The organism is Dactylosporangium sp. NPDC051541, from assembly GCF_044454505.1.
Lineage (GTDB): Bacteria > Actinomycetota > Actinomycetes > Mycobacteriales > Micromonosporaceae > Dactylosporangium.
Genome location: NZ_JBITDU010000023.1, coordinates 67,057 through 78,708, shown reverse-complemented (window position 1 = coordinate 78,708; position 11,652 = coordinate 67,057). Strand labels below are relative to the sequence as shown.

General features: G+C 72.6%; 10 protein-coding genes. 7 read left to right on the top strand and 3 right to left on the bottom strand.

Going from position 1 to position 11,652, the window contains the following annotated elements; all coding sequences use genetic code 11:
• The first annotated feature begins 4 nt into the window (after positions 1–4).
• From ACIA8L_RS51110 to ACIA8L_RS51100, 3 genes are all read left to right on the top strand, one after another.
• Positions 5–754: an META domain-containing protein gene (locus tag ACIA8L_RS51110; RefSeq protein WP_395916748.1), complete on the top strand. Its 750-nt coding sequence runs from the start codon at positions 5–7 to the stop codon at positions 752–754.
• A gap of 68 nt (positions 755–822) precedes the next feature.
• Positions 823–2,100, top strand: a complete 1,278-nt coding sequence (locus ACIA8L_RS51105; protein ID WP_395916746.1) for a glycosyltransferase — start codon at positions 823–825, stop codon at positions 2,098–2,100.
• 30 nt (positions 2,101–2,130) lie between these two features.
• A complete protein-coding gene (locus ACIA8L_RS51100; protein WP_395916744.1) occupies positions 2,131–3,993 on the top strand; it encodes a M48 family metalloprotease in 1,863 nt (620 codons plus the stop codon).
• Here the strand turns inward: ACIA8L_RS51100 and ACIA8L_RS51095 are convergent.
• Entirely contained in the window at positions 3,971–4,567 is a 597-nt protein-coding gene (locus tag ACIA8L_RS51095) for a TetR/AcrR family transcriptional regulator (protein ID WP_395916743.1), read from the bottom strand. The genes ACIA8L_RS51100 and ACIA8L_RS51095 overlap by 23 nt on opposite strands.
• A 56-nt stretch (positions 4,568–4,623) precedes the next feature.
• Between ACIA8L_RS51095 and ACIA8L_RS51090 the strand changes: the two genes are divergently transcribed.
• Positions 4,624–5,700 (top strand): pyridoxamine 5'-phosphate oxidase family protein, encoded by a 1,077-nt coding sequence (locus tag ACIA8L_RS51090; RefSeq protein ID WP_395916741.1) that lies wholly within the window; start codon positions 4,624–4,626, stop codon positions 5,698–5,700.
• Here the strand turns inward: ACIA8L_RS51090 and ACIA8L_RS51085 are convergent.
• Complete coding sequence (locus tag ACIA8L_RS51085) at positions 5,631–6,305, bottom strand: SDR family oxidoreductase (protein WP_395916740.1); 675 nt, start codon at positions 6,303–6,305, stop codon at positions 5,631–5,633. The two genes, ACIA8L_RS51090 and ACIA8L_RS51085, sit on opposite strands and share 70 nt — an antisense overlap.
• A gap of 61 nt (positions 6,306–6,366) precedes the next feature.
• Positions 6,367–7,227 (bottom strand): helix-turn-helix transcriptional regulator, encoded by an 861-nt coding sequence (locus ACIA8L_RS51080; protein WP_395916738.1) that lies wholly within the window; start codon positions 7,225–7,227, stop codon positions 6,367–6,369.
• Between the two features lie 144 nt (positions 7,228–7,371).
• Here ACIA8L_RS51080 and ACIA8L_RS51075 point away from each other — a divergent pair, with 144 nt between their 5' ends.
• The 3 genes from ACIA8L_RS51075 (at position 7,372) to ACIA8L_RS51065 (ending at position 11,610) form a co-directional block, all read left to right on the top strand.
• A complete protein-coding gene (locus ACIA8L_RS51075; protein WP_395916736.1) occupies positions 7,372–10,587 on the top strand; it encodes a GH92 family glycosyl hydrolase in 3,216 nt (1,071 codons plus the stop codon).
• 73 nt (positions 10,588–10,660) lie between these two features.
• The gene (locus tag ACIA8L_RS51070) at positions 10,661–11,062 is read left to right on the top strand and encodes a hypothetical protein (protein WP_395916735.1); all 402 of its coding nucleotides are present in this window, start codon (positions 10,661–10,663) and stop codon (positions 11,060–11,062) included.
• A 50-nt stretch (positions 11,063–11,112) separates the two neighbouring features.
• Positions 11,113–11,610, top strand: coding sequence for a phosphoribosyltransferase (locus tag ACIA8L_RS51065; protein WP_395916734.1), 498 nt, complete (start codon positions 11,113–11,115; stop codon positions 11,608–11,610).
• Positions 11,611–11,652: the final 42 nt, after the last annotated feature.

Below are 11,652 nucleotides of genomic sequence, written 5' to 3'. Positions count from 1 at the left end.
CGTCATGACCACTCGTGTCGCGCTGGTCGCGATTCTGTTGCTGCTGTCGGCCTGCGGCGGCTCCGGTGCCGGCTCCGGGCTCGCCGGGCGCACGTTCGTGTCGACCGAGGTCACCGGCCACACCCTGGCCGGCGGGACCCACGTCGAGCTCGGCTTCCCGGAGGACGGCAAGCTCACCGCGCAGGCCGGCTGCAACCACCTCTTCGGCGACGTCGAGTTCGGCGGCGGCCACCTCCAGGTCTCGGACCTTGGCACCACCGACATGGGCTGCGACCAGGCCCGGGGCGAGCAGGACCAGTGGCTGGTGGCGTTCCTGACGGCGGGACCGGCGTTCACACTCACCGGCGACGACCTCGTGCTCACCGGCGGCCCGGCGACGATCCGGCTCGTCGACCGCAAGGTGGCCCGGCCCGACCGGGCCCTGCAGGGGCCGCGCTGGGTGGTCGAGTCGCTGCTCGACGGGCAGACGGCGAGCTCCGTGCCGGCCGGGGCGGAGGCGTTCCTGCGGTTCGACGGGGACAAGGTCACCGGCGACGCCGGCTGCAACCAGCTCAGCGGCCGGGCCGTCCGCGACGCCGACACGATCACGTTCGGCGACATCGTGACGACCAAGATGGCGTGCGCCGACGACCGGGCGGCGCTGGAGGCGGCGGTGCTCGCCACGCTCGCCGGGCCGGTCACCGTGAAGATCGACGGGGATCGGCTGGAGCTGCACGGCGCCGGCGGGAAGGGCCTGCAGCTGCGCGCGGCCTGAGGCGGATACATCCGATTCGCGACAGGCCGGCTCCGAACCGCGGGCCGGCCCGGTGCGTGCACCCGTGCATGTCCCACTTCTTGTTCGCGTCCATGCCCAGCGCGGGCCACACCAACCCGCTGAAGCCGATCGCCCGGGCGCTGGTGAACGCCGGCCACACCGTCGACTGGTACGCCGGGCGCGCCTTCCAGACCGCGGTCCAGGCCACCGGGGCCGCCTTCCTGCCCATGCACCCGGACCTCGACGTGGCCCCCGACGCGCAGCCGGACCGGCCCAACCTGACGGGTCTGGCCGGCATTCGCTGGGACCTCAAACACCTCTTCCTCGATCCGGTACCGCTGCAGGTCACCGAGCTCACCGCCCTCGTCGCGCTCAGTCCCCCCACGGCCCTCGTCGCCGACATGGGGTTCGTCGGCGCCGCCGCCCTGCACGAGCTGACCGGCATCGACTGGATCTCGGTCGGCATCTCCCCGCTGCCCGTCCCGAGCCGCGACACCGCCCCGTTCGGCACCGCGCTGAAGCCGTCGGCGACCCCGCTCGGCCGGGTCCGCAACCGCCTGCTCAACACGCTGATGCACCGCGTCCTGCTGCGCGACGTCCAGCAGCACTGGCAGCGCATCCGGGCCCGCATCGAGCTGCCCCCGACGAGCGCGTCCCCCCTGTCCGGCATCTCGCCGACGCTGCACCTGCAGAACGGGGTCGCCGAGTTCGAGTACCCGCGCTCCGACCGGCCCGCCGCGGTCCGGTTCGTCGGCGCGCTGACCGAGGGCCCGGGTGTGCCGTTCACGCCGCCGCCGTGGTGGGCCGACGTCGTCTCCGGCACCCGCCCGGTCGTCCACGTGACCCAGGGCACGGTCGCCAACAGCGATCTGGGCGATCTGGTCGCCCGCACCATCCGGGTCCTGGAAGATGAGGATGTGCTCGTGGTCGCGACCACCGGCGGCCCCGACCCGGCGGTGCTGGGCGACCTGCCGGCCAACGCCCGCGCGGCGGCCTTCGTCCCGCATCGGGAGCTGCTGCCCTACACCCGCGTCATGGTCACCAACGGCGGCTACGGCGCGGTGCAGACCGCCCTGGCCCACGGCATCCCGCTCGTCGTGGCCGGCGCCACCGAGGACAAGCCCGAGGTCGCGGCCCGGGTCGAGCACGCCGGCGCGGGCGTGCGCCTGAAGTCCGCCGCCCCGGCCGACGCCGACCTGCTCGCGGCGATCCGGCGGGCGCTGCACGAGCCGCGGCTGCGGGAGGGGGCCGACCGGCTCCGCGACGCCTACGCCCGCATCGACACCGAGGCGGAGATCGTGCGCCTCGTCGCGGGCAGACACGCACCGGTGGAGCCGCTACTCTGAGCTGCTCACACTCACGGGGGATCAACACATATGAAGACGACGATCCGTGCGGCCGTCTCGGTCGGCCTGCTCGCGGGGTTCTACCTGCTGGCCGTCGCGCTCATCGGCGGCCTCGGCGGGGTCACGGTCTGGCTGTTCCAGGAGCATCCCGGCGTGGCCGCGGGCAAGCTCGCCTACGTCACGATCGCGCTGGCGGCCGGCCTCGTCGTCGCGTTCTGGAAGATCTTGCGGGCCAAGCCCGGCGAGCCCGAGGGCCTGCCCCTCGCGCCGCACGAGGCCCGCGGGCTCTGGGACGCCGCCCACGACCTCGCGCACCGGGTCGGCACCCGGGCCCCCGACGAAATCCGGCTGATCCCGGAGGTCAACGCGGCCGTCGCCGAGCAGACCCGCCTGCTGGGCCTGGCCGGCGGCCGCCGGATCATGTACGTCGGTCTGCCGTTGCTGCAGGCGTTCACCGTCTCGCAGCTCGTGTCGGTGCTGGCCCACGAGCTCGGGCACTACTCCGGCAGCCACACCAAGCTCGGCGCCCTGGCGCACCGGGGCCGGATGGCCATCGTCCAGACCATCGTGCAGGTCGGGCCGTCGAGCATCGCCGGGTTCGTCTTCCGCGGCTACGCCCGCATCTACATCCTGGTCGAGCAGGCCGTGAGCCGCCGCATGGAGTATGAGGCCGACGAGTTCTCGGTGCGCATCGCCGGCCGCCCGGCCGCGGTCAGCTCGATGCGCGACATCCCCGTCATCGACGCCGCCTGGAACTTCTTCGTCGGCAACTACGTCACCATCGGCTGGGACTCCAAGCTCGCCCCGCAGGACGTGTTCGGCGGCTTCGGCCTGCTGCTGCGCGGCCGCTCCAACCAGCTGGCCAAGCTGCGCGACGGCGCGCCGCCGGAGGAGCGCTCGCGCTGGGACTCCCACCCGCCGATCGCCGACCGCATCAAGGCCATGCAGGCGATGCCCGACCCGGGTGTCGCCGCGGACGACCGGCCGGCCACGGTCCTGCTGGGCGACCCGGCCGGCCTGGCCCAGCGGCTGCAGCGGGCCGCGCTGAACATCGAGGACAAGACGCTGCTGCCGTGGGAGCAGCTCACCGACGCCGGCATCGCCGCCAACGCCCAGCGTGACGTCGACGCCCTGTTCCGGGCCGCGGCCCGGCTCGGCAATACTGCCCAGGGCGACCTCGGCCTGGTCCTGCACCTCGTCGAGCAGGGCCGCACGGCCGAGCTGGCCCGGGCCGCGGAGCCGCACGGCGACCCCGCGGAGCAGCGGGCCGAGCTGACCAACCGGATCGGCGCCGCGATCGCCCTCGCGGCCCGCGGTGGCGGCCAGGGCCGCTGGCGGCACTCGTGGACCGGCGGCGCCGAGTTCGTCCGCCCCGACGGGACCGAGCCGCCGATCGACGAGATCGCCAAGCTGGCCGTCGACCCGGCGACGGTGGCCGCGGCCCGGCAGCGGCTGGCCGAGCTGAGCGTCGACGTGGCCGCGGTCCGGCAGCAGTCGGCCACCGCGACCGCGCACGGCGCCGAGATCATCGGCGGCATCGCGAACATGAACGCCCCCGGCAAGCTCCACTTCGACGTGCTCATCCTCACGACCGGCCTGCTGCTCGTGCCCGGGCCGAAGTCCACCGACGACGGCAAGCAGCGGCTGATCCAGCTGATCCGGTCGGCCCCCGTCGCGCAGCTCGCGCGGCAGTGGCGGTTCCTGGCCTACGAGGACGTCGCGGCGGCGGCCATCCTCAAGAACGTACCGATCAAGGTGGCTCTGACCCTGCACAGCGGGGAAACCCTCGAGCTCGCGGAGACGTGGACCGGCGAGTCGCTGGACAAGAACGACCGCGAACTGCTCGCCGCCGCCCTCGACCCGTATCTGCCTAGCCCCGCAAATACCGGGTGAGCATCGCGACCAGCTCCGCCTCGAGCCGCTCGGGCGGGATGCCGCCCGCGGTGGCCATCTCCTTGTGCACCACGAACTCCACTGTGGACACCACCAGCTGGGCCGCGGTGTCCAGGTCGGCCACCCGCACCTCCGCCAGGCCGGCCAGCAGCGCCCGCACCTGCGCGACCCGGGCCCGGTCGTAGCGCTCGATCTTCTCGATGAGGGCCGGCAACCGGGGCGCCTCCTCGACCATGATGCGCAGCAGCTGCGGGTCGTCGCGGTGGTGGTCGACGGCCCGGCGCACGATCGCGCGGACGGCCGGCTCGAGGGCGGTCGCCGGCGGCTCGTCGAGCTCCTCGTCGATGTGTCGGAGCAGCAGCTCGGCCAGGATCGCGTCCTTGTTCGGGAAGTACTGGTACAGCGACCCGATCGACACCCGCGCGTGCTCGGCGATGCGGTTCGTGGTGCCCGCGGCGTAGCCCTGCTCGGCGAAAATGTGAGCCGCCGCGGCCAGGATCCGCTCCCGGGTCAGCGCGGCCCGGACCTGGGACGGCCAGCGACGAGGCTCGACACGACGCTTGTCCGACGGCACCGCGGGCCTCCCGAAAGCGAGTAGTCAAAATCTGAGCTTCTACTCACAATAGTGCCATGACCTCGGAGATTGCCGCCCCGCCGGCCATCGTGATGGCCAAGCAGCTGGCCCGGCTCGACGCCGGTTGCGTGACGATCCTGGCCAACTCGCCGATCGCCGGCTTCGGCTACCTGGCCGCCGACGGCCACCGCCGGGCCACGTTCGTAGGCGGCACCCCCGGCTTCGCCCGCGTCCACTCGCCCGGCCGCATCTCGTTCGCGCTCCCCGCCGGCGAGCCGCCCCCGGCCGACCGGACCGGCGTCTCGTTCGTCTTCCTGCTCCCGGGCATCGGCGAAACCCTCCGGGTCAACGGCGCCGCCGCCGGCCGCAAGGGCGTGGAGCTGACCGTCGACGTCCGGGAGGCGTATGTCCACTGTGCCCGGTGTGTCCTGCGCTCCCGGCTCTGGCACCCGATCGCGACCCGCACACCCGACTTCCTGGCCGCCGCACCGTTCCTGGTGCTGTCCACCGGCGACCGCGACGGCGGCAGCGACACCAGCCCGCGCGGCGACGAGCCCGGCTTCGCCCGCCGCCTCGACGACACCACCCTGGCCATACCCGACCGCCGCGGCAACCGCCGCGCCGACACGCTGCGCAACCTGGAGCAGGACGACCGGATCGCGTTCGCCGCCCTGCGCCCGCACAGCGGCGACGTCCTGCACGGCTACGGCACCGCCACCCGCAGCACCGACCCCGCCCTCCTGGCCACGATGACCCTGCGCGGCGTCCCACCGCAGCGCGCCCTGCTGATCCACGTCGAGGCGATGGAGGCCCGCCCGAGCGAGGCGGTGCGGCGCTCCCGCCTGTGGAGCCCGTCGTCGCGCGTCGACACGGCGGCCGTGCCGGACCTGATCGCCCTGGCCGCCCGGCACGGCGCCATCAACCAGAAGAACCTGCTGGGCCTCCTGATGCGCCGCCTGGCCGGCTGGCCGAGGCTGACCCGCCGGATCATCGACCTGGGCTACTGCCGGCAGTTGCGTCAGGAGGGCTACACCCACGCCAACCCAACCTGGTCCACACCCGCTCAGGAGACGGTGCCGCCGCCGTCCACGGGGAGGATCGTGCCGGTGACGTACTCGGCGCCGACAAGGTAGGCGACGGCGCCGGCCACCTCGGCCGGGGTGCCGATGCGGCGGGCCGGTAGGGCCGCGCTCAGGTCGGTGAACTGGGCGGTGCGCTGGTCCTCGGGCAGGAACGACCACCACGGTGTGTCGATGGCGCCCGGGGACACCGCGTTGACCCGGACCGGGGCCAGTTCGGCGGCCAGGGGTGGGACGATGCGCTCGATCGCGCCGTTGACGGCGGCCAGGACGGTCGTGCCGGGGTAGGCGGCCCGGGCCGACGCCGCCGAGATCATGGTGATCGAGGCGGTGACGGTGGCCCGCTGGATGGCGCCCAGGTAGCCGAACAGCTTGCCCTCGAAGGCGGCCCGGATGTCCTCCGCGGGGGTCTTCGCGAGCGGGCCCAGGCCGACCGGGCCGGGGCTGAACGCCAGCACCAGGTGCTCGACGGGGCCGTGGCCGGCGAAGAACCCGGCGACGGCCTCGGCGTCGGTGGCGTCCAGGCGGACGAAGTCCAGGCCCGCGACCGCGAACGACGGCCGGCGGCCGGTCACGGTCACCTCCGCCCCGCGGGCGACCAGCAGTTCCGCGGTGGCCCGGCCGATGCCCGACGTGCCGCCCATGACGATGACTCGCATGTGTGTGCTCCCTTCCTCGCACCGATCCTTTCCGGCCCGGGGGCGGGTATCCAGACAGCGTTTATACGGGTTGATCCGCTACCAGGCCGGCCAGCCGGGCCGCGGTGGTGGAGCCGGGTGCGGCCAGGTAGGCGACGAGCGTGGCGTCGGTGCCGACCGCGCGCATTTTGACGTACTCGAGCTCCACGCGGCCCAGCCGGGGATGGCGCAGCGCGCGGATCTGGGGCACGAACGGCGCCAGGTCGCCGCGCCGCCACAGCGCCGCGAACGGCGGGCTGGCGGCGGACAGCTCGTCGATGAGCGCGGCCACGCCGGGGTCCAGCACGCCCTCGGCGGTGTGCGCGCGGAACAGCGCGACCGTATACGCGGACTCGTGGGCGAAGTCGTCGCTGATCGCCTGGATGTCGGGCTCGGTGAACATCAGCCACAGGACGTTGCGCCGGTGCCGCGGGAACCGGGTGAGGTCGCCGTAGAACAGCGTGGCCGCGCGGTTCCAGGCCAGGATGTCGAAGCGGTGGTTGGCGAGCAGCGCCGGGCTCGGGTCGAGCTGGTCGAGCAGCAGCCGGTACTGGGCGGGCAGCTCACCGGCGGCCGGCGCCCCCGGCGGGACCTCGCCGGCCAGGCGATACAGGTGGGTCCGCTCGACGTCGTCCAGGCCGAGCGCGCGGCCCAGGCCGGCCAGCACCGGCCGGGAGACGCGGATGTCCCGGGCCTGCTCCAGCCACGTGTACCAGGTGACGCTCACCCCGGCCAGCATGGCCACCTCCTCGCGGCGCAGCCCGGGGGTGCGGCGGCGGCCCGCCACCACGAGGCCGGCCTGGTCCGGGCGGCGCCGCTCCCGGCGGCTGCGCACGAACGCGGCCAGCTCCTTGCGGCGCTGCGAACCGGACGGCGCGGAGCTGGTCAGGGTATCGATCGACACGCTCCGAGTGTGCCCGCTACCGCCCCGGTTCGCGAACCGCAGTGGATTGACAAGTATTGACATAACCCCGTCGCTCGGGAGAACCTTCACGGGCGTCGATTTCGGCGGTCGGCGGCCACTCACCGGTTGATTGATCGGAGCGACGTGAGAAGGCTGCTCTGCAACGTCCTGGCCGCGGCATGCGCCGCTGCCGTCACCGTGACCGCCCTCGGTGCGCCCGCCCGGGCCGCCGTTCCCGCCGACCTTACTGGCCTGGTCAATCCATTGATCGGGACGCAGAAGGAGGGCAACACGTTTCCCGGTGCGGCGCTGCCGTTCGGGATGGCGCAGGTCAGCCCGGACACCGGTTGGGGGACGGGCTACAACTACGACCACACCAAGGTCTGGGGATTTTCCCAGACGCACCTGTCCGGCGTCGGCTGCCCCGTCGCCGGTGAAGTGCCGCTCATGCCCACCGTCGGCGCCGTGAACAGCAACGACCCGAACACCTACGGGCAGGCGCTCAACCACGCCCAGGAGCAGGCTACCCCCGGCTACTACCGGCTCGGCATGGCCAACGGGGTCACGGCGGAGTTGACGGCAACGCTGCGGTCGGGGTGGCAGCGGTACACGTTCCCGGCCGGCACACAGTCCAACGTGCTGTTCAACACGGCCCAGGCGCGCGGATCGGCGACCGGGGCCAGCAGCTCCAGCGTCTCCATCCCCAACAGTACGACCGTCGAGGGCTCGGTGACGGTGAGCGGGTTCTGCAACACCTCACCCGCGCACACGATCTACTTCTCGGCGCAGTTCTCGCGGCCGTTCGCCTCCTACGGCACCTGGGCCGGTTCGACGTTCACGAGCGGGTCCGGCAGCTCGTCGGGCAGCGGGGCGCGGGGCGGCTGGGTGCGGTTCGACACCAGTTCCGACCGGGCCGTGACGGTCAAGGTGGGGCTGTCGTACACGGGGCTGGGCGGGGCGCGGTCCAACCTGAGCGCCGAGACGTCGGCGGCCGGGTTCAACTTCGACACGGTCCGCACGGCCGCCCACGACACCTGGAACGCGAAGCTGCACAAGGCCGAGGTGGACGGCGGGACGACGGACCGGCAGGTGGCGTTCTACACGTCGCTGTACCACTCCCTCCTGCACCCCAACCTCGCCGGGGACGTCGACGGCAGCTACCGCGGCTTCGACAACGCCGTGCACACAGCGTCGGGTTACACGCCGTACCAAACCTTCTCGCTCTGGGACACCTATCGGGCCCAGAACCAGCTCGTGGCCCTCCTCGAACCACAGGTGGCCCGGGACTCGGCGCTGTCGCTGCTCGCCGTCGACCGGGAGCTGGGCTGGCTGCCGCGGTGGGCCCTGGACAACACGGAGACGAACACGATGACCGGCGACCCGGTCACTCCGTTCCTCGTCGACCTGTGGTCGCGCGGGCTGCTGTCCGGCTATGAGGAGCAGTTCTACACGGCGCTGCGCAAGAACGCGTTCGGCACGCCGGCCGCGTCGACCGGGCTCAACGCCCGCAACGGCAACCCGTATTACACCGCGCTGGGATACATCCCGACCGGTGTCGTGTGCACGCCGACGAACTCGTTCGACCACGACTGCCAGTACCCGAGCTCGTCCACATTGGAATACGCCGCCTCGGACTCGGCACTGTCCATCATGGCCAGAGCGCTCGGGCACACCGCCGACGCCGACCAGCTCGCGGCCCGCGGCCAGAACTACCGCAACCTGTTCGACCCGTCGATCGGCTTCTTCCGGCCCCGCAACGCCAACGGGGTCTTCGCGCCGACCTACTCGCCCACCGACGGCGCCCACACGTTCCACGAGGCGGGCGCCTACCAGTACCAGTGGCTCGTCCCGCAGGACCCCGACGGCCTGATCGGTCTGCTCGGCGGCAAGGCGAACACCAACACCCGGCTCGACCAGTTCTTCGCCTACGACAACCTGCTGAGCGACCCGTCCGGCACGGCGCACAACACGTGGGTGAACGGCGCCTACGACTACTACAGTTTCACGACGTACAACCCGAACAACGAGCCCGACCTGCTCGCGCCCTACACCTATCTGTGGACGGGGCAGCCCTACAAGACGGCGACGGTACTGCGAGCCGCGTACACCCTGTTCGCCAACGGCCCCAACGGCGTGACCGGCAACGACGACCTCGGCACCATGTCCGCCTGGTACGTCTTCGCCTCGCTGGGCCTGTACCCGCTGATGAACGGCGCGAACTTCTACGGCGTCAGCACCCCGCAGTTCCCGTCCGCGAAGGTGACGGTGGGATCGTTCGGGTCCCAGCAGGGCGGGACGATCACGATCAACGCCCCCGGTGTCACGGACGCCAACCGCTACATCACCACCGCCAGTCTCGGCGGCACCGCCTTCACCCGGACGTGGCTGGCCCAGGCCGACATCGCCCACGGTGCGGCAATCAACTACAGCGTCGGGGGTACTCCCAGTGCGTGGGGAACCGCGGCGAGCGACACGCCACCGTCCGCCAACCACACCACGCCCCCGGCCGCGCCGGTGAACCTGGCCCAGGGCAAGGCGACGACCGGCTCGGCCGCCTGCGCGTCGACGGAGGGCCCGGACAAGGCCGTCAACGGCAGCGTCACGGGCGGCAACGCGGACAAGTTCTGCTCGACCGCCGCCGGCGCCTGGGTGCAGGTCGATCTCGGCTCCGCGCAGCCACTGAACCGCATCACCGTCAAGCACGCGGGGGCCGGCGGCGAGCAGTCGGCGTACAACACGAAAGCCTTCAATCTGCAGGTGTCGACGGACGGCTCGACCTGGAGCACGCCGGTCACCGTGACGAACAACGCGGACCCCGTGACCACGCACCAGCTCGCGACGACGACGGCGCGGTACGTCCGGCTCAACGTCACCACGCCCACCCAGACCGCGGACGGCGCGACCCGCATCTACGAACTGGAGGCGTACGGCCCCGCGCAGACCAACTGGGCGCTCAACCGGACCGTGACCGGCTCGACCGCGTGCGCGGCGACGGAGGGCCCGGAGAAGGCGGTCAACGGCAGCGTCTCGGGTGGCAACAGCGACAAGTTCTGCTCGGCCACGGCCGGCGCGACGCTGCAGGTCGACCTGGGCGCGAGCCGCTCCATCAGCCGCTTCGAACTGGCACACGCCCAGGCCGGCGGGGAGTCCGCGGACTACAACACGAAGGCCTACACGATCGACGTGTCCGCCGACGGCACGACCTGGACGCGGGCCGTCACCGTCACCGCCAACACCGCCGCGAACACGGCCCACCCGGTCGCCCTGTCGGCCCGGTACGTCCGGCTCACGGTGCAGACCCCGACCCAGATCGCCAACGACACCGTCACCCGAATCTACGAACTGCGCGCGATCGGGTGAGGGACCGGGTGAACCCTCTGCTCACCCGCTGACCACGGGATCGGCGAGGGCCGATGGGGCTTACGTTGCCTGTATGCCTCCGGCCCTCGTCCGCCCCTATGTGCGGGTCATTCCCATCGCCCACATCAAGCCCGCCCCGGCGCGCCGCTCCACGGTCCCGCCGCGCGCCGCGCCGCCGGTCTACCGCCCCCGGCACGACGCGGCCCGGCTGTTCCCGCCGCCCCCGCCGCCGCGGCCCCGCCCCCGGCGCCGCACCCCGGCCCTGGCCTGGGGCGCCCTCCTGGTCACTCTGGCCACCACCGCGATCACCCTGCGCCCGACCGCCGCGCCGACGGTCGCCAGCGCCACCGCCGCCGAGTCCGGCCAGCTCCAGACGGCCATGGTCCCCGCACAGCTGGTCCAGCAAGCTCCGTCCCCGCGCCGCCCCGACGCACCGCCGCCACCGGCCCCACCGATCAAGAAACCGCGCCGGTAGGACCGGCCGGTATGATGCCCGGACCGGCACATGCGAGACGGGCGGGGCACATGGATCAGCACGAGCGCGAGGTCCTGGACTGGCCGACCTTCGGCCGCGCCGCCCGGGAGCTGGCCCAGGCGATCGCCGACGACGGCTTCCGGCCCGACCTGGTCCTGAGCGTGGCCCGCGGCGGCCTGCTGGTGGCCGGCGCGCTGAGCTACGCCCTGGACGTGAAGAGCATCCACATGCTCAACGTCCTGTATTACACCGGCGTCGACGAGCGCCTCGACGCCCCCGTCATCCTCGACCCCCAGCCGGACCTGGCCAACCTGTCCGCGGCCCGGGTCCTGATCGCCGACGACGTGGCCGACACCGGCGCGACCCTGGAGGTCGTCCGCGACTTCTGCGCCGGCCACGTCGCCGAGGTCCGCTGCGCCGTCCTCTACGAGAAGCCGGCCTCGAGCGTCACCTGCGAATACGTGTGGCGCAAAACCGACCGGTGGATCAACTTCCCGTGGTCGAGCCTCCCTCCGGTCACCGACCCGACAGCACCCGTCACCGGCTGACCACGCGCCTCCGAGACGTCCCGCGCCGCTGCCCCGGCGTGG

What these genes read in the sequence shown, in the direction of transcription:
- ACIA8L_RS51110 (WP_395916748.1), top strand. Translation starts at nt 5, where the DNA reads ATGACCACTCGTGTCGCGCTGGTCGCGATTCTGTTGCTGCTGTCGGCC.
- ACIA8L_RS51105 (WP_395916746.1), top strand. Translation starts at nt 823, where the DNA reads ATGTCCCACTTCTTGTTCGCGTCCATGCCCAGCGCGGGCCACACCAAC.
- ACIA8L_RS51100 (WP_395916744.1), top strand. Translation starts at nt 2,131, where the DNA reads ATGAAGACGACGATCCGTGCGGCCGTCTCGGTCGGCCTGCTCGCGGGG.
- ACIA8L_RS51090 (WP_395916741.1), top strand. Translation starts at nt 4,624, where the DNA reads ATGACCTCGGAGATTGCCGCCCCGCCGGCCATCGTGATGGCCAAGCAG.
- ACIA8L_RS51085 (WP_395916740.1), bottom strand. Translation starts at nt 6,305, where the DNA reads ATGCGAGTCATCGTCATGGGCGGCACGTCGGGCATCGGCCGGGCCACC.
- ACIA8L_RS51070 (WP_395916735.1), top strand. Translation starts at nt 10,661, where the DNA reads ATGCCTCCGGCCCTCGTCCGCCCCTATGTGCGGGTCATTCCCATCGCC.
- ACIA8L_RS51065 (WP_395916734.1), top strand. Translation starts at nt 11,113, where the DNA reads ATGGATCAGCACGAGCGCGAGGTCCTGGACTGGCCGACCTTCGGCCGC.